A 17,994-nucleotide genomic window follows, 5' to 3' on the forward strand; every position below is an offset into this window, starting at 1 on the left:
GGGTGGCCCGGAACGGAAGCCGTGGCCGGGCCGCCGAGTCCGCGCCGGCGCAGCCGAGGTGCCGGGGCGGTCCCCAACCAGGCCGGCATCTTCGAATTCCAACGGCGCGTGATCTGCTCTAACCCGGGCGGCATGAGCACGCCCTCGTCCCCCCGCCTCCTGCACGAATTCGGCGGCACCAGTGTGTTTCATCGGCCGGGCAGCTCGCCCTGGACCCTGGTGACCGTCGGGCCGCGCCAGGTCGACCTTCGGGAAGACCGCTGGTGGGGCGTGGGCCTGGGGTGGCGCGAGGACATCGATGTGATCGGCGTCGCCCCAACCGCCCATGATTGGTACCCGCACGAGACGATGGCGGCCCTGCTGCCGGTCATCCGCGCCGCCGCGAAACCGGCAATCGTGGCCTATGGCTTCGGCATGGGCGGCTATGGCGCCCTGAAATATGCGACCGCACTCGGCGCGCGCGGCGTGCTGGCGCTCTCGGCGCGCTATTCGATCGACCCCGCCGATGGGACGGCGGGTGAGTACGACACGGCCGATTTCGACCCGGTGCGCCTTGGCGAGAGGCGCATCGCCCCCGGGGATTACCCGGACGGCGCCCTGGTGATGTGGGACCCGAGCGTCCTGGCGGATGACGCCCACGCCCAGGCGCTGGCCCAACTACCCGGCATCCGCCCGGTGAAGCTGAGGCACACCGCCCACGCGGGCTTGGCGATCTTCTCCGAGACGAGCCGCCTCGTCCCGGTGGCCGAGGCGCTGATCGATGGCCGGCAGGCGGCGGCGATCGCCGGCATCCGCGCCGCACGGCGGGAAGCGCCGAGCGTCCTGTTCGCCGTCTCGGCGTTGCTTGACGCGCATGGCCATCAGCGTTGGGCCGCCGAGGCGCTGAGACGCGCCGAACCCACCCGCGCGAGGGTGGCGCGTCCTGCCATCGCAACCCGGCCGATATCGTCGCCCCAACTGGCGCGGCCGGCCGCGAGGCTCCTGGGGGAGAGCGCGACCATCCGGCTCTGGCACTGGCCGGGGCAGGGGCCGGGAACCCTGGTCATCTTCACACCGTCCGGCTGGTCCCCTGCCGCCGTGCCCGGTGGCTGGTGGGGCCACAGCCTGGCGGCGCGCATGGGGTGGAACACCATAACCTTCGCCTCCGATCGACCGAGCTGGTACCCGGCAGCGGAGATGGCGACCCTGCTGCCCGTCGCGCTTGTCGCCGCGCCGCCCGGGCCGCGCGTGACGTATGGTTTGGGTATGGGTGGTTACGGAGCCCTGAAATACGGCAGCGCCCTGGCCGCTGAAGCGACCGTCGCCTTGGCGCCAGCCTTCTCGATCGACCCGGCGGACATGCCCGGCGACCCTCGCGCGCGGCGCGACTTCGACCCGCAGCGCCATGCCGGCATGGCGGTGCAGCCGGCCGACCTCAGCGCACTGCCGGTCGTCGTCTACGATCCGTTGCTGTCGCCAGACCATGCCCAGGCGCGTCGCCTGGCGGCGATGCCCGGCGTACGAGCGGCGCCGATTCGTCGTGGTGGCGCCGCCCTGCCCGTGCTGCTGACGGAAGCCCGGCGGCTCGGACCCTTGCTGACTGCGGCGTTGCAGGGTGATGGCTCGCGCGCTGTCACCATAGTGCGCGAAGCCCGGCTTGCCTCGCCGAGTCTGCGCGCCTCGGTGGCCAAGGCGCTCGAGGCGCGAGGGCACCACGGCTGGGCGGCGGCGCTGCGCCAGCTTGCCGCCGCGGCGCCGAAGCCCGCCGCGCCGGTGGCGGCCAGGCCCGCGACGCCGACGGCGCCCGCGCCGCCGCCCAGCCGGCGCTTCGCGGTCCAGGCGCGCGCCCTCAGCCTCCAGAAGAAGCACGATGCCGAGGCCGCGGTGCTCCGGCAATGGATCGCGGCGGAGCCCCATGCCGAGGAGCCGCGGCTGAATTTCGCCCGATGCCTGCAGCAGCTCGACCGCGCCGAGGAAGCGGCCAACGTCCTGCTCGATGCAGCGCGTGACGGGATCCGAGGCAAGCGGCTTCATGCCGCGCTGGCGCGGGTGCAGCGGCGTCTCGATCGGCCGGCGGAGGCCGTGGCCGCCGCCGAGGCCGCCGCGGCCGCCGCGCCGGGCGATGCCGACATGCTCGTCCTGCTGGGGGAGACCTGCCTCTGGGCGGAGCGCGAAGGCGACGCCGAGGCCGCCTTCCGGCGCGCCCTGCGGGAGCACCCCGGGCACCGCACGGCCCTGATTGGCCTCGTCCTCCTGGAAGCCCCGCCGCAGGAAGGCATCGCCACCGCCGGACCCGATCTCACGGCGCTGGTCGAGGCCCTTGCCACCAGCGGGGCGTCCGAGACCGATTGGATGCACGTGGTCCACCGGCTGGAGCGTGCCGACCTCGTCGACGCGGCGATCGTCGTGGTGACCGAGGCCCTGCGGCGGCACCCGCGGTCGCGGCCGCTGGCGCAGCGCCATGGCCGGATCCTGCTGCGGGCCGGCCGGGACGAAGCGGCCGTCATCTGCTTCAGGCAGATCGTGGAAGCGGCACCGGAGGATGCCTCGGCCTGGTACCCTCTGCTCGAGGCGCTGGCCGAGCTGCACCGGGCGACCGAGGGCCAGTATGTGGCCGTGCAGGCCGTGGCGACGCACCCCGGCGATGCCGTGATCGCGACGCGCCATGCCGGCTTCCTCAACGACCTGAAGGAGGGTGCCGCCGCAGAACGCGAGGCGCGCCGTGCCATCGCGCTCGCGCCGATGGCCGAGGCCGGCCACCTCATGCTCGTCAGCGTGTTGCGCCGCCAGGCGCGGGTGCGCGACGCGATCCGCGCAGCCCGCGCGGCGCTCGACATTCTCCCCCAGAGCGCCAACATCGCCCTGTCACTTGCTCGGCTGCTGCTCGACAGGAACGACATGGATGGCGCCGTCGACGTGTTCAGGCTGGCGACCACCATGCCCAAGGCACCGCGCCAGGCCTGGACTGGCCTGGTTGAGGCGCTGGAGGCTGCGGGGCGTGCCGACGAAGCCGAGGCGGAGGCACGGCGAGGCCTCGCCGAGAATCCCGACAACCAGGATCTACGGGTGGTGCTCGGTCATTTGCTGTTGAGCCGTGGGGAAGCCGAGGCGGCGCGCGATGCGCTGGCCGAAGCGATCGACCAGGATGCGGGCGCGCCGGCGGTGAGCCTCGCCATGGCCGATGCCCTGCTGCGCCAGGGCCGCCGGCGGGAGGCACTGCAACTCCTGCTCGATGCCGCTGCCGCGGCGCCGGGGCATGTGGAGACCCAGCTACGCCTTGGCCAGTTGCTGCTCGATCTCGGCCGCATCAATGAAGCCGCGGAGCTCTTCACATACGTCAGCGAGGCCGAGCCGGATCTGCCCGCCGCTTGGGTCGGGCTATCGGATGCGGAGCGCCTGCGCAAACGGATCAAGCCGGCGCTGGCGGCGTATCGGCAGGCCATCGCGGTCGGGGCCACGACGGCGACGCTTCGGGAATTGCGTTATCGCCTGTTCGGCGAACACGACGGATAGGATCCGGCCCTTGCCGCACGTCTGACTGCCGTGGGTGGCCGGTCTTGCGGCCGGCCTGACCGCATTCAGGCAAGGCGCCGCGACGACCCCTGATTGCGATGCACCGGCCCTCCGAACCTGGCACTGGCAGGCTGGCCGAAGGTTTCCAAAGGCCTCGGGCCGACGGGCACCCGATGACGTTGCCGTGCAACGTCATCGGGACCCGTGGCGGGGGGAGGGCGGCGGTGCCCTCCTCAAGCCGTCCTGTCGCCCTCGCCGCCCGCCAGCGCCGCCTGCGCCGCCGCCAGCCGCGCGACCGGCACGCGATAGGGCGAGCAGGAGACGTAATCGAGCCCGACGCTCTCGCAGAAATGGATCGAGGACGGATCCCCGCCATGCTCGCCGCAGATGCCGAGCTTGAGGTCCGGCTTCACCCGCCGCCCCTTCTCGGCGGCGATGCGCACCAGCGCACCGACGCCGTCCGGGTCGATCGAGACGAAGGGGTCCTTCGGGAAGATGCCCTTCTCGACATAGAGCGGCAGGAACTTGCCGGCATCGTCGCGCGACAGGCCGAAGGTGGTCTGCGTCAGGTCGTTGGTGCCGAAGGAGAAGAAATCGGCGGATTCCGCGATGGCATCGGCGGTGAGGCAGGCGCGCGGCAGTTCGATCATCGTGCCGATGCTGTAGTCGATATGGTAGTCGGTCTCGGCGAAGACCTCCTGCGCCACGCGGTCGATCTGCGCGCGGGTGATCTCCAACTCGCGCCGCGTCGCCACCAGCGGGATCATGATCTCCGGGTGCGGCGCCTTGTGCGTCTCCTTGCCGATGAGGCAGGCGGCCTCAAAGATCGCGCGCGCCTGCATCTCATAGATCTCGGGATAGGAGATGCCGAGCCGGCAGCCGCGATGCCCGAGCATCGGGTTGGCTTCGGAGAGTTCCTGCGCACGCCGATGCATCGCATCGACATCGGCGCCAAGCGATTTCGCTACCTCGGCGATTTCGTAATCGGTATGCGGCAGGAATTCGTGCAGCGGCGGATCGAGCAGGCGGATGGTCACCGGCAGTCCCGCCATGATGCGGAATAGGTCGACGAAATCCTGCCGCTGGAAGGGCAGAAGGCGCGACAGTGCGATACGCCGCCCGCCTTCCGTCTCGGCCATGATCATCTGCCGCACGGCGCCGATGCGCTCGGGGTCGAAGAACATATGCTCGGTGCGGCAAAGGCCGATGCCTTCGGCGCCGAACTTGCGTGCCGTCTCGGCATCGAGCGGGGTTTCGGCGTTCGCGCGCACCTTCAGGCGCCGGACATTGTCGGCCCAGCCCATCAGCGTGGAGAAGTCGCCCGAGAGCTGCGGCTCGACCATGGCGACGGAGCCGACGAAGACCTCGCCGGTACCGCCATCGATGGTCAGCACCTCGCCGCCGCGCACCTGGATGCCGCCCGAGGACAGAACCTGGTTGTTGTAGTCCACGCTCACGCTGCCGCAGCCGGCCACGCAAGGCCGCCCCATGCCGCGGGCGACGACCGCTGCGTGGCTCGTCATGCCGCCGCGTGTGGTCAGGATGCCCTTGGCGGCATGCATGCCGTGGATGTCCTCGGGGGACGTCTCGATGCGCACGAGGATGACGGATTCACCCTTCTGCGCCCGCGCCTCGGCTTCATCCGCGCTGAACACCACGATGCCCGAGGCGGCCCCTGGCGAGGCCGGCAGCCCCTTGGCCAGCACCTTGCGCGCCGCCTTGGGGTCGAGTGTCGGATGCAGCAACTGGTCAAGCGCGGCGGGGTTCACCCGCTTCACCGCCTCGGTGTGGTCGATGAGGCCCTCGCGCGCCATGTCCACGGCGATCTTGAGGCTGGCCGCCGCGGTGCGCTTCCCGTTGCGCGTCTGCAGCATGTACAGCTTGTTCGACTGCACGGTGAACTCGATGTCTTGCATGTCGGCGTAGTGACGCTCAAGCGTCTCGCGCACCTTCACCAGCTCGGCATAGGCGTTGGGCATCGCCACTTCCATGCTCCGCTCGCCGGGCTTCGCCTTCAGCTCGGCCATCGGCTGCGGCGTCCGGATGCCGGCGACGACATCCTCGCCCTGCGCATTGATCAGGTATTCGCCGTAGAAGATGTTCTCGCCGGTCGACGGGTCGCGGGTGAAGCAGACGCCGGTGGCGCAATCCTCGCCCATATTGCCGAACACCATCGCCTGCACGTTCACCGCCGTGCCCCATTCGGCCGGGATGTCATGCAGGCGGCGATAGGTGATGGCGCGCTGGTTCATCCAGGAGCCGAACACCGCGCCGACGGCGCCCCAGAGCTGTTCCCATGGGTCCATCGGGAAGGGCTTGCCGGTCACCTCGGCGACCATCTCCTTGTAGCCATCGACGACGCGATGCCATTCGGAGGCCGTTAGCTCGGTGTCCTCGTTCTTCCCGGTATCGAGCTTCTCGTGCTCGATGATTTCCTCGAAGCGGTGGTGGTCCACGCCGAGCACGACCGAACCGTACATCTGGATGAAGCGGCGATAGCTGTCCCAGGCGAAGCGCGCATCGCCCGAGGCCACCACCAGCCCTTCGACGGTAGCGTCGTTCAGGCCGAGGTTCAGCACCGTATCCATCATGCCCGGCATGGAGACGCGGGCGCCGGAACGCACCGAGACCAGCAGCGGCTTGTGGTGGTCGCCGAATTTGTTTCCGACGGCCTCCTCGATGCGGGCGAGGCCGGCCTTCACCTGCGCTTCCAACTCGGCGGGGTAGTGTTCCCCATGCTGGTAGTACCAGGTGCAGACCTCGGTTGTGATGGTGAAGCCCGGCGGCACCGGCAGGCCGATCGAGGCCATTTCCGCGAGGTTCGCACCCTTGCCGCCGAGCAGGTTGCGCATATCGGCGCGCCCCTCATTGCGGCCGGCACCAAAGCTATAGACCCACTGAGTCATCGCGGGCTCCCTCTCAGGCTTCGATCTTGGAGAAATCAGCCACCGCATCCATCGTGGCGCGGAGCCGGGCGAGTAATTTCAGACGATTGCGGCGGAGTTCCGGCGCCGGGTCATTGACGATGACCTTGTCGAAGAAAGCGTCAACGGGCGCGCGGAGCGTGGCCATGGCCTCCATCGCGCGTTCGAAATCCTCGGCCGAGAGGTCGAGCTCGATGCGCGCGGCGGCGGGTTCTAGGGCGGCGGCGAGGGCTTCCTCCTCCCGCGCCTTGAGCAGATGATGCTCATAGCCGGTGTCGAAGGCGTGGCCGTCGCGCTTTTCCTCGATGCGGAGGATGTTCACGGCGCGGCGATGGGCGGCGAGCAGGTTGGCGCCGGCCTCGGATTCGACGAAGTCGCGCACGGCGGCGGCGCGACGCAGCAGGCGGTTCAGGTCGTCATCGGGCGCGGCACCAAGCACGGCGGTGACGACGTCGTGGCGGGTGCCCTCCACGCGGAGCTGGACCCGGAGGCGGTCGGTGAGGAAGTCCATCAGCTCGTGCCCCAAGGGCGCTGCCCCCGGCACTTCGACCGCGTCGGTCGCGCGGAACACACGAGTGAGTTCGCCAGAGGAGGCGGTCTGTGGAACGACGTACACAGGAATGCCGTGCTCACGCAGCGCCGGCATACGGCCAAGGTCCATGATCCGCACGAGGATACGTTCGTTCGGCGCGAGACCTTCACTCTCCAGCCGGGCAGCGACCTCCAGCATCTCATGCCGGATCTCGGCATTCTTGATGAGCGGCGCGATCTGCTTCGGCACAGCAGCCAACCAGGGCGAGCCGCGCCACTGATCGATGTAGCCGGCCATCGCCTGCTCAAGGACGCTGTGCAGGGCCAGGCGCAGGCCGTTCTCCCGCACGATGCGGATGATCCCGAGCGCGGCGCGCCGCAGCGCGAAAGGATCGCCCGACCCGGTCGGCTTCTCGCCAACGGCGAAGAACCCGGCGAGCTGGTCGGCCTTGTCGGCCAGCGCCACGCTAATCGCGACGGGGTCCGCGGGCACGTCATCGCCCGGGCCGGCGGGCCGGTAGTGCGCCGCGATCGCTTCGGCGACCGCGGGCTTCTCCCCCTGACCGAGCGCGTAATACCGCCCCATCACGCCCTGCAATTCGGGGAATTCACCAACCATGCCGGTGGCAAGGTCGGCCTTGGCTAGCCGCGCCGCGCGCGCCGCATCGTCCGGATCGGCGCCGACCTTCGCCGCGATGATCCGCGCCAGCCGCTCCAGCCGCGCGACCCGTTGCCCTTGTGTCCCCAGCTTCGCGTGGAACACCACGCTGTCGAGCTTCGGCAGGAAACTCTCCAGCGACTGCTTGCGATCAAGGTCCCAGAAGAACCGCGCATCCGACAGCCGCGCCCGCAGCACGCGCTCATTGCCGGCGACGATCGCCGCCCCGCCATCGGGTGCGGCGATATTCGCCACCAGCGCGAAGCGCGGCGCGGCGGAGCCATCGGCTCTCCGCAGCGCGAAATACCGCTGGTTCACGCGCATGGTCGTGCGCATCACCTCCGACGGCAGGTCCATGAAGGCGTCGTCGATGCGCCCGAGCACCGGCACCGGCCACTCCACCAGCCCGGCAACCTCGGTCACCAGCGCTTCGTCCGGCACCACGGTCAGTCCCTCGGCGGCACACAGCGTCTCGATCCCCTGACGGATCAACCGCGCGCGTTCCGCGGCATCCAGCACCACGCGGCGTTCGCGCAACCTTTCCTGGAAATCCGTCAGCCCGCGCACCGCGAAGGCCCCCGGCGCCATGATCCGATGCCCCTCGGTCAGGTCCCCGCTCGTCAGCCCATGCCCGTCATCGTCGCCGAGCCGCAGGTCGAACGGCACGACGACGCCATCGAGCACGCACAGGATGCGCTTGAGCGGCCGCACCCAGGGCATCGGCGACGTGCCGCCCCAACGCATCGACTTCGCCCAGGGAAAGGCGCGGATGATCGCCGGGATGGCGACGGCGACCAGCGCTCGGGCCTCGACCGTCTCGCCCGGCTTGGCGAGCACCCAGAACTGGCCCTCCTGTGTCAGCATCTCGCGCGCCGCGCCATGCTTGCGCAGGAAGCCGTCCAGCGCCTGCTCCGGCGCGCCGATGCGCGGGCCTCGTTCTTCCTTGCCCGCGGTGGTCACCGCCTCGCGCAGCAGCGCGACGAGGCCAATCCGCCGCGGCCCATGGAAGGTCAGCGGCGGCGCCTCGATCAGCGCGGTGCAGCGTTCGGCGAAGAGGCGGGCGAGGTCCTCCGCCGCCCGCGCCTGCATGCGCGCCGGGATTTCCTCGCAGAACAGCTCAAGAAGAAGCTCAGGCAACGGACATCTCCCCCGCCAGCCAAGCCTCGCAGCACCCCTTGGCCAGATTCCGCACGCGCCCGATATACGCCGCCCGTTCCGTCACGCTGATCGCGCCGCGCGCATCCAGCAGGTTGAAGCGGTGCGACGCCTTGATGCACTGGTCATAGGCCGGCAGAGCGAGGCCCTGTTCCAGCAACGCCGCGCACTCCTTCTCCGCATCCTCGAAATGGCGGAACAGCATGCCGACATCGGCGTGCTCGAAGTTGTGCGCGGAATATTCCTTCTCCGCACGCAGGAACACGTCGCCGTACTTCACGCCATCATCGTTGAAGGCGAGGTCGTAAACATTCTCGACGCCCTGGATGTACATCGCCAGCCGTTCGAGCCCGTAGGTCAGCTCGGCGGAAGGCATCTCGCAGGCGATGCCGCCGACCTGCTGGAAATAGGTGAACTGCGTCACCTCCATCCCGTCGCACCAGACTTCCCAACCGAGGCCCCAGGCACCCAGCGTCGGGCTCTCCCAGTCATCCTCGACGAAGCGGATGTCGTGCAGCCCGGGATCGATGCCCAGCGCCCGATAGGATTCGATCAGCAATCCCTGCGGGTCGGGCGGGGAGGGCTTCAGGATCACCTGGTACTGGTAATAATGCTGTAGCCGGTTCGGGTTCTCGCCATAGCGCCCATCCGAGGGCCGGCGGGAGGGCTGCACATAGGCCGCCTTCCAAGGCTTCGGCCCGAGGGTGCGCAGCGTCGTCGCTGGGTGGAAGGTGCCCGCGCCCACTTCCATGTCATAGGGCTGAAGGATCACGCAACCGCGCTCCGACCAGAAACGGTGAAGGCGCAGGATGATGTCCTGGAAGCTCGGTGGCTTCTGCGGCATTGGGCGGTCCGGAGTGTGCTGGTGTTGTTGCGGTGCACCTATAGTCGCGCGGCCTGCAACCGGCAAGAAAACCGCCATCCGTGACCCGGCCAGCCGTCTCCGCTATCCCGCCCCGCCCGGACCGAAGGAACCACCGCGATGGACGCCGCCGCCCTGATCTCCGCCTATCTCGACGCCTTCAACCGCGGTGACCGCGTCGCCATGCTCGATTGCCTGACCGAGGACGTCGCCCATGACGTGAACCAGGGGGGGCGGGAGGTCGGCCGCGATGCCTTCACTGCCTTCATGGCGCGGATGGACCGCTGCTACCGCGAAAAGTTGGTCGATATCGTGGTGATGGCCGCCCCCGATGGCCGCCGCGCCGCCGCCGAATTCATCGTGGAAGGCACCTACCTCGCCACCGATGAGGGCCTGCCCGAGGCGCGCGGCCAGACCTATCGCCTGCCGGCCGGCGCCTTCTATGCCATCCGCGACGGCCGCATCGCGCGGGTGACGATGTTCTACAACCTCACCGACTGGCTGGCCCAGGTCCACGCGCCGTCGTGACGATGGCCACGCCGCTCAGCACCACGGCACCGCCGGCGAGCACCTGCCAGGACGGCACCTCGCCCAGCCAGGTCGCGGCGATCAGCGTGGCGAAAACCGGCTGGATGTAGCCCACCATCGCCGAATCCGCCGCCCGCGCCCGCGTCGCCAGGCCGAGGAAGAGGGTCAGCGGAATCGCCGTCGCGAAGATGGCGAGGAAGATGCCGAGCACCCACACCTCGGTCGGCTGCACCAGCACGGCAGGCCCATCCACTGCCAGCGCCAACCCGCCAGAAACCACCCCCGACACCGCCTGCTGTCCCAGCGCGAGCGCCGCCGCCGGCCCGCGCGGCGCCATGCGTATCCAGATCGTGCTGATGGCATAGGAGCAGGTCGCCGCGAGGATCAGCGCCGAGCCCACCGCCGTGCCGCCGCCCAACCCGCCCGACCCCACCACCAGCGCCATGCCGAAGAAGCCCACCCCGACGCCTGCCAACATGCGCCGCGTCGGCTTCTCCCCCGGCAGCAGCAGCCCGGCGAGAAGTGTGATGATCAGCGGCCCGGCCGCCTGCACCAGCGAGGCCGGCGCCGCCTCCATGCGCTGCAGCGCCAGCGGGATCAGCGTGTTGGGCAGCACCCCGGCGAAGGTGCCGAGCATCAGCGAGGCCACCGCCACCTGGCGCGTGACGCCGCCCAGCCCGCCACGCATCCACAGGAAGATGAAGACGACGATCGCCGCCAACACTCCGCGCAGCCCGGCCATGGCGAAGGGCGAGAGGAAGGCCGAGAGGTAGCGGATCAGCGGATAGGTCGCCCCCCACAGCGCGGCGATGGTGACCAGCCGCACCCACAGCGCCGCCCCGCTCAGCGGCGGCATGGCGCGCTCAACCCCAGCCGAGAAAGTGGCAGAAGTCCCGCGCGGGCGCGCGTTCCGTGACCAGCGTATTCACCACGGCCCCGGGATCCGCCTGCCCCAGCGCCATGCCGCACACCACCACCTCCCCGTCAGGGATCGGCAGATGCGCGCGGATCGTTTTGTGATGCGAGGCAAAGGCCGCCTGTGCGCAAGTATCGAGCCCCATCCCCCGCGCCGCCGCCATCACATTGCCGAGGAACATGCCGTAGTCGAGCCAAGACCCGATCTCGAGTCGCCGGTCGATGGTGAAGATGATGCCGACCGGCGCACCGAAGAAGTCGAAGTTGCGGGCGTGCTGCGCCGTCATCTTCGCGCTCTCGCCGCGCTGGATGCCGAGCAGCCCGTACAGATCCCACCCCACCTTGCGGCGGCGCGACAGAAACGGCTCGGGGAAGGTCTCCGGGTAGTAGCGGTACTCGGCCTCGCCATGCCGCCCGGCCATGTGCTCGGCGACCAGTGCGGTGGAAAGGGCCCGCCGCGGCGCCCCGGTCACGGCATAGCCGCGCCAGGGCTGCATGTTGGTCCCCGAGGGCGCGCGGGCGGCGATGTCGAGCAGCCGCTCCACATCCTCCCGCGCGACCGGCGTCGGCAGGAAGGCGCGGATCGAACGGCGGCCGGCGATCGCCGCCGTGACCGGGTCGGCCGTCACGCGCGGTGGGTGTCGGCGAAGGAGACCGGCTTGCCGGAAGGCGCGCCCAGCACCTCATCCTCGCGCATCGCGACATGGCCGCGGATGATCGTCATTGTCGGCCAGCCGGTGCAGATGGTCCCGTCAAACGGGGTCCAGCCGGCCGGCGTCGCCAGCCAATCATTGCGGATCATCCGCTGGCGCTTGAGGTCTACCAGGGTGAAGTCGGCATCATAGCCCGCCGCCAGCCGCCCCTTGTTCAGCGCGCCATAAACCCGCGCCGGCCCGGCGCACATCAGGTCCACCAGCCGCGAGATCGACAGCCGCCCGCTCGTCACATGGTCGAGCATCAGCGGCACCAGCGTCTGCACGCCGGTCAGCCCCGCCGCGGTGTCGGGCCAGGGCCGCTGCTTGGCCGCCAGCGAATGCGGCGCGTGGTCGGACCCGATGCAATCCACCGTCCCATCGGCCACCGCCGCCCAGGCGGCATCGAGGTGCCGCTGGTCGCGGATCGGCGGGTTCATCACAGCGAGGCCGCCGAGGCGGTCATAGGCCTCGTCGGTCTGGGTGAGGTGGTTGAGCAGGACCTCGACCGTGCAGATGTCGCGGAAGTCGCGCAGATAGGCGAGTTCCTCCGCCGTCGAGACATGCAGGATATGCGCGGGACGGCCGGTCTTGCGCGCGATCGCCATCAGCCGCTTCGTGCCGAGCATCGCGGTCTCCACATCGCGCCATTCCATGTGGTTGCGATGCGGCATGCCGGGGGTGAACATCGGCTTGCGGGCCTGGAGACGATACTCGTCCTCGGAATGGTAGCAGATGCGCCGGCGGCCCGAGCGCATCACGGCTTCCAGGCTTTCATCATCCTCGACCAGCAGGTCGCCGGTCGAGGAGCCGGCGAAGACCTTCACCGCGCAGACATTCGGCTGCAGTTCGAGGTCGGCCAGCTCGCCGATGTTCTTCTTCGACGCCCCGACATAAAGCCCGACATCGCACCAGGCGCGGCCAGCAAGGAAGGCGCGCTTCTCGTCCAAAATCTCGCGGCTGATCACCGACTTCGCCGTGTTCGGCATGTCGAACACCGCCGCAAGGCCGCCCAGGATCGCCGCCTTCGTCCCGGTCTCGATGGTCTCGACCGCCGGGTCGCCCGGGTCACGCAGATGCACATGCGGGTCGATCAGCCCCGGCAGCACATGCAGGCCCGCGCAATCGAGAGTCTCCGCCGCCTCGGCGGTCCGCAGATCGCCCAAGGTGACGATGCGGCCATCCCGCACCCCGACATCGGCGGTCTCGACGCCCCAAGGCGTCACCACATGCCCGCCACGGAGCAGAAGGTCGAAACGTTCGGCGGTCATCGGCATGGCTCCTCAACAGGTCGGGGGCGTTTGTCGCACCGCCGCCCGCCGCCCGGAAGACCCGCCCGCCTTCCGCTGGACCTTCACGCCACTTGTCCGGCACGGCGCGCCTGCCCATGTCCCATGCTGCAATGCAACATAACCGCGACGACGTGATCCAACCCCTTGCCCTGGCGCTTCAGGGCGGTGGCTCCTTTGGCGCCTTCACCTGGGGTGTACTGGACCGGTTGCTGGCCGAGGCCGCCTTGCCGATCGCCGCGATCAGCGGCGCGAGCGCCGGGGCAGTGAATGCCGTGCTGCTCGCCGACGGCATGCTCGCCGGCGGGCCGGAGGAAGCGCGGGCACGGCTTGCCCGCTTCTGGCGCCTGCTGTCGGATCGTTCCGGCATGGCGGGGCTGCCGGTGCTGGGCTCGGTGCTGGCCATGGCGGAACTGCCGATGGCGCCCTTCGGCATCGCCATGCATGGGCCGGACTTGCTGAAGGAGTTGCTCGGCGACCTGGTGGACTTCAAGCGGCTGCGCGCCGAAAGGCCGCTGAGCTGCTGATCGCCGCGACCCGCGTGCGCGACGGCGAGGCCCGCATCTTCCGCGAGGATGAGATCACGCTCGATGCCGTGCTCGCTTCCGCCTGCCTGCCGATGCTGCGCGAGGCGGTGGAGATCGACGGCGAGGCATATTGGGACGGCGGCTACAGCGCGAATCCGCCTTTGCGCGACCTGATCCGAACGACTGCGGCCGAGGAATTCCTGCTGGTGCAGCTCTCGCCGGATACCCGCGAGGCCAGCCCGCGGCTGCGTCAGGACATCCGCAATCGCTCGCTGGAGATCGCCTTCTCCGCCCCGCTCAAGCGCGAATTGCAGGCGATCGAGGATATGCGCGGCCTGTGCCGTGCGGCGCGGCATGCGCGTCCACCCTTGTGTGACCAGTTCGACCGGCTGCGGCTGCACCGGCTGTCGCTGTGGGATGAGTTGGACGAATCGGGCGGCGCCAATCCGGCGAATCTGTCCTGGCCGTTCCTTCAGCACTTGGCCGAGGCGGGGCGGCTCGCGGCACAACGCTGGCTCGCCAGCGGGGCCTACACCGTCCAAGATCGGCAGGACGTCGCGGCGTCCCGCGGCTGATCCCGTACGACAGAGGGCGCAAGACCCGATGGTGCTGCACCGCATGCCCCTGGGTGTCGTCTTCGACATGGACGGCCTGCTGTTCGATACCGAGGCGCTGTATCGCGACGCCGCGCGCGACGCGGCGGCCGAGGCCGGCCGCGACCTGCCCGATGCCGTCTTCCTGTCCCTGATCGGCGGAAGCGCGCCGGACAACCGCGCCAGGCTGGTCCGTCATTTCGGGGCGGGTTTCGCCATCGATGCCTTCGAGGCGGCGTGGATGCGCCACTACGCCCGGCGGTCCGGCGGCGAACCGGCGCTAAAGCCCGGGGTGCCCGACCTGCTGGCGCTGCTCGACAGCCTCGACCTGCGGCGAGCCATCGCGACGTCATCGTCACATGAGACGGTGCGGCGGAACCTCGCCGCGCACGGGCTGGAAGGGCGCTTCGAGGCTGTGGTGGCGCGCGGCGACTATGCCCGCGGCAAGCCGGCGCCTGACCCCTTCCTGCTGGCGGCCGAACGCATCGGCGTGGTGCCGGAAGCCTGCCTGGTGCTGGAGGACTCGCCCCATGGCGTGCGCGCGGCAGCGGCGGCGGGCATGGCCGTGGTGATGGTGCCGGATCTCGTGGCCGCCTGCGAGGCGGATCGGGCGCTGTGCGAATTCATCGCGCAGGATCTGCATGTCGTGGCGAAGGCGATCCTGGCCGCGGCCGCTTAGCCGTTCCGAATAGCGCGGTGCATGCGCCAGACCTTCAACGGCCGTGAGCTGCGGCGCGCTTTCGGACGTTGTCGCAAGACGCCGGAGGTGCAGCCCGCCCTCGATGCAATCGTTGTCGCCAAGGCCAGAAACAAGTGACATTATTCGTTCTCGAAACGAATTACAGATCGCAAGGTTGCCGCTGTCCGTCGGATGGAACTCGCTGTCGTGCAGCGCAAGCTGCCCACGCCGTCCGATAAGCCAGCCGCCCGCTGTGACCGACTTCCATGACGGCCAGACTGCCAAAGATCCTCGCCCCACCTGAAGCGACGGACCAAGCTGGGAGACCAGTCATGAAGCGAACAACCGCAGCAGCCATTGCCGTCGTACTTGGTATTGGCTTCGCACCCACGGCATGGGCCCAAACGGCCACCCCGGGCACGACCGCGACAGGCAGTATCTCGGAGGCGCAGGCGCGCATGATGCTGGAGGCCGCCGGCCTGCGGAACATCCGCGACCTCACTTCCCTGAGTGACGGCAGTTGGCGCGCCCAGGTCACCAATGCGGCAGGGGGCAATGTTGTCGCGAGGATCGATTCCCAGGGCACTATCGTCCTGAACACCGGGGTGGCCGGCACGACGGCGCCGCTGCCACAGGCATCGACAACGCCCCTGGCGGAAGATCAGGCGCGCATGATGCTGGAGGCCGCTGGCCTGCGGAACATCCGCGACCTCACTTCCCTGAGTGACGGCAGTTGGCGCGCCCAGGTCACCAACGCGGCAGGGGGCAATGTTGTCGCGAGGATCGATTCCCAGGGCACCATCGTCCTGAACACCGGGGTGGCCGGCACGACGGCACCGATGCCACAGGCATCGACCACGCCCCTGGCGGAAGATCAAGTGCGCAGCATGATGGAGGCCGCCGGCCTGCGGAACATTCGTGACCTGACGCAGATGAGTGATGGGTCATGGCGCGCCCAGGTGACCTCAGGCTCGGGGGGCAATGTTCAGGCGAGGATCGATACCCAGGGCACGATCACCCTGAACACTGGTTTGCCGACGAGGTAACAGGCCCTCAGGCCAAGCAACCAGCCACATCACGCGATACGTTTCGGGCGATCGCGCGATCGCGATGTCGTCCTAGCAAGAGGCGGAACAGCGGATCCTGGCGTTCCATGATCTGCTGAACCGCGTCGATGCGAGTGTCGCCTACCGGGATGACGTCCCGGGCAAGCCGGCCGCGGAGCTGTTCCTCGTGCGGCCAAACGCCGTTGGTGTGGCGGCCGATGGCCGCCCCCTTCGTGCTCCCCCGGCCAGGAACCTCAACGTCCTGGATCTTCGATTTCGCAGAAATCGTCCGAAGGTGCAGTAGCCTTCGCTTCCTGCCGTGGTGCTCGAGGGGCGGCGCCCCTCGACCTTCTTCCTCACGCCGCCTGCTGCTCCAGCGTTGGCGCCACATCCGTCAGCGTCACCCGCCGCATGTCACGAGGATAGGTCGTGTCCTCGAAGGGCCGTGCCCGATGCAGCGTGCAGCGGTTGTCCCAGATCACCAGGTCGTGCTGCCGCCATTGGTGGCGATAGACGAATTCCCGCTGGGTCGCGTGCTCCAGCAGGTCGCGGATCAGCGACATGCCTTCCGGTACCGGCATGCCCTCGACGCGCCCGATATGGGAGGAGAGGTAGAGTGACACGCGCCCCGAGCCCGGATGCCGCCGCACCAACCGCTGCGGCACCGGGGCGAAGGCCTTCTTCTCCTCCTCGGTATAGGCGTCGAAGCCGAGCTGGGCGCGCGAATAGATCAGCGAATGCCAAGTCGTGAGATTGCGGACCTTGGCCTTGTCCTTGTCGGGCAGCGCGTCCCAGGCGGCGCGCATATCGGCGAGCTCGGTCTCGCCGCCCTCGGGCGGGATGACGCGCGCATGCAGCATGGAATAGAGCGCCGGCGTCGCCTTGAACGACGAATCGCTGTGCCACAGCCGGTTGCCGAGGTTGAACATCCGCCGCCGGTCATCGGCCGCGAGCAGCGAACCATCGACGTCGATGTTCGAGATGTCGTTCATCTGCTGGTGCTTTAGCCGATGCTTGTGGGCATCGACGACGGCGCGGGTTTCCTCGAGTGGCCCGAGGGCGCGGCCGAACGCCATCTGCTGGTCGTCATCCATCGCCTGGCCAGGCAGCACCAGCACGGCGTACTGGTCCATCGCGCGATGCACCTCGGCGGCCTGTTCCGGCGTGATCGGCTTGCGCAGGTCGATGCCGGTCGCTTCCGCGACGAAGAGCGGATGCAGCGGCTTCAGCGTCAACGGCATGGGCGGTGTCCTCCAGCCAGCCCGGTCCCAATGGGCCGGTTCTTCTGCGCGAAGCGTCGCGCCGGCGGCGGAGGGGGTCAAGATGGATGGCAGGGCGACGCCAACGCCAAGACGCACGATCGTGAGACGGGGCTGGAAGGTCGGGGGAGAGAACTCCCCCGATCCCCCTCCTTCTTCTGTCTGTTGGAGACGACCGCGGGGGCAGCGCCAAAAGACAAAAGACAGTGGGGGATTCGGGGGAGGTGTCCTCCCCCGCCTTTCTTCAGGCAGCGGTCGCGACCGCATCCTCGGCGTCGAGCACACCGGCCACCGCATGCACCACGGCGGCGATGCGCACCGCGGCCTGCACCGCTTCCTTCGACAGGCCGCCATGCAGGACGACCTTCTCATGGGCTTCCATGCACATGCCGCAGCCGTTGATGGCCGAGACGGCGAGCGACCACAGCTCAAAATCCGCCTTGTCGACGCCGGGCTTGGCCATGACGTTCATGCGCAGCTTCGCCGGCAGGTTGGCGTAGTCGCCGCCGACCAGGTGGGTGAAGCGGTAATAGACGTTGTTCATGCCCATGATGGCGGCGGCCGCCTTCGCGGCGGCGAGCGCTTCCGGGCTGAGCTTCGGGCCGAATTCACCGAGCATGGCGCGCGTCACCTCGGCATTGCGCGCGGCGATGGCGCTGGCGACGAAGGTGCCGGCGAGCTGCTGCTGGTTCAGTACCGGCTCCATGGCCAGCGAACCGAGGTTCAGTTTCAGGTCCTTGGCGTGTTCGGGCAGGCGGGCGCGCAGGGCTTCGAGGGACATAGTGGCCTCCAGGACAGACATGTCCCGCGTGCCCGATGAGGGCGCGCAGGACCGAGGGGTCTA

The 17,994-nt window shown here is 69.1% G+C and carries 14 protein-coding genes; 6 read left to right on the forward strand and 8 right to left on the reverse strand.

Features of this window, described 5'->3' with window-relative positions:
- Positions 1–21 precede the first annotated feature (21 nt).
- On the forward strand, positions 22–3,492 hold the full coding sequence (locus IEY36_RS16225) for a tetratricopeptide repeat protein (RefSeq protein ID WP_188968480.1): 3,471 nt from the start codon (positions 22–24) through the stop codon (positions 3,490–3,492).
- Between the two features lie 233 nt (positions 3,493–3,725).
- Here IEY36_RS16225 and ppdK read toward each other — a convergent pair whose 3' ends face one another.
- Genes ppdK through IEY36_RS16240 form a run of 3 tightly spaced genes read right to left on the reverse strand, consistent with a single transcriptional unit; the run spans position 3,726 to position 9,604 of the window.
- On the reverse strand, positions 3,726–6,398 hold the full coding sequence (gene ppdK / locus IEY36_RS16230; RefSeq protein ID WP_188968482.1) for a pyruvate, phosphate dikinase: 2,673 nt from the start codon (positions 6,396–6,398) through the stop codon (positions 3,726–3,728).
- A gap of 13 nt (positions 6,399–6,411) precedes the next feature.
- On the reverse strand, positions 6,412–8,742 hold the full coding sequence (gene glyS, locus IEY36_RS16235; RefSeq protein WP_188968484.1) for a glycine--tRNA ligase subunit beta: 2,331 nt from the start codon (positions 8,740–8,742) through the stop codon (positions 6,412–6,414).
- Entirely contained in the window at positions 8,735–9,604 is an 870-nt protein-coding gene (locus IEY36_RS16240; RefSeq protein WP_188968486.1) for a glycine--tRNA ligase subunit alpha, read from the reverse strand. The genes glyS and IEY36_RS16240 overlap by 8 nt, the downstream gene beginning before the upstream one ends.
- 138 nt (positions 9,605–9,742) lie before the next feature.
- Here IEY36_RS16240 and IEY36_RS16245 point away from each other — a divergent pair, with 138 nt between their 5' ends.
- The gene (locus IEY36_RS16245; RefSeq protein ID WP_188968488.1) at positions 9,743–10,150 is read left to right on the forward strand and encodes a ketosteroid isomerase-related protein; all 408 of its coding nucleotides are present in this window, start codon (positions 9,743–9,745) and stop codon (positions 10,148–10,150) included.
- On the opposite strand, the gene IEY36_RS16250 is transcribed toward IEY36_RS16245, so the two are convergent.
- From IEY36_RS16250 to IEY36_RS16260, 3 genes are read right to left on the reverse strand one after another with little or no spacing between them, the layout of a single operon-like run.
- A complete protein-coding gene (locus IEY36_RS16250; RefSeq protein ID WP_188968490.1) occupies positions 10,113–11,006 on the reverse strand; it encodes a DMT family transporter in 894 nt (297 codons plus the stop codon). The two genes, IEY36_RS16245 and IEY36_RS16250, sit on opposite strands and share 38 nt — an antisense overlap.
- Positions 11,007–11,013: 7 nt before the next feature.
- On the reverse strand, positions 11,014–11,694 hold the full coding sequence (locus IEY36_RS16255) for a nitroreductase (protein ID WP_188968492.1): 681 nt from the start codon (positions 11,692–11,694) through the stop codon (positions 11,014–11,016).
- Positions 11,691–13,028, reverse strand: a complete 1,338-nt coding sequence (locus tag IEY36_RS16260) for a dihydroorotase (RefSeq protein WP_188968494.1) — start codon at positions 13,026–13,028, stop codon at positions 11,691–11,693. Before IEY36_RS16260 ends, IEY36_RS16255 begins: the two co-directional genes overlap by 4 nt.
- A 116-nt stretch (positions 13,029–13,144) precedes the next feature.
- Here IEY36_RS16260 and IEY36_RS16265 point away from each other — a divergent pair, with 116 nt between their 5' ends.
- The 4 genes from IEY36_RS16265 (at position 13,145) to IEY36_RS16280 (ending at position 15,891) form a co-directional block, all read left to right on the forward strand.
- Complete coding sequence (locus tag IEY36_RS16265; protein WP_188968496.1) at positions 13,145–13,573, forward strand: patatin-like phospholipase family protein; 429 nt, start codon at positions 13,145–13,147, stop codon at positions 13,571–13,573.
- Between the two features lie 14 nt (positions 13,574–13,587).
- On the forward strand, positions 13,588–14,148 hold the full coding sequence (locus IEY36_RS16270) for a patatin-like phospholipase family protein (protein ID WP_188968498.1): 561 nt from the start codon (positions 13,588–13,590) through the stop codon (positions 14,146–14,148).
- Positions 14,149–14,176: 28 nt separating this feature from the next.
- Positions 14,177–14,845, forward strand: a complete 669-nt coding sequence (locus tag IEY36_RS16275; RefSeq protein ID WP_188968500.1) for an HAD family hydrolase — start codon at positions 14,177–14,179, stop codon at positions 14,843–14,845.
- Between the two features lie 332 nt (positions 14,846–15,177).
- Positions 15,178–15,891, forward strand: a complete 714-nt coding sequence (locus tag IEY36_RS16280) for a PepSY domain-containing protein (protein ID WP_188968503.1) — start codon at positions 15,178–15,180, stop codon at positions 15,889–15,891.
- 356 nt (positions 15,892–16,247) lie between these two features.
- Here the strand turns inward: IEY36_RS16280 and IEY36_RS16285 are convergent, their stop codons facing one another.
- Together IEY36_RS16285 and IEY36_RS16290 are read right to left on the reverse strand one after the other, a co-directional pair.
- Positions 16,248–17,132 carry a TauD/TfdA dioxygenase family protein gene (locus IEY36_RS16285; protein WP_188968505.1) on the reverse strand — a complete coding sequence of 295 codons (885 nt, stop codon included), beginning with the start codon at positions 17,130–17,132 and terminating at the stop codon, positions 16,248–16,250.
- A gap of 262 nt (positions 17,133–17,394) precedes the next feature.
- Positions 17,395–17,931 (reverse strand): carboxymuconolactone decarboxylase family protein, encoded by a 537-nt coding sequence (locus IEY36_RS16290; protein ID WP_188968507.1) that lies wholly within the window; start codon positions 17,929–17,931, stop codon positions 17,395–17,397.
- Positions 17,932–17,994: the final 63 nt, after the last annotated feature.

This window comes from Neoroseomonas lacus (assembly GCF_014644535.1).
Lineage (GTDB): Bacteria > Pseudomonadota > Alphaproteobacteria > Acetobacterales > Acetobacteraceae > Neoroseomonas > Neoroseomonas lacus.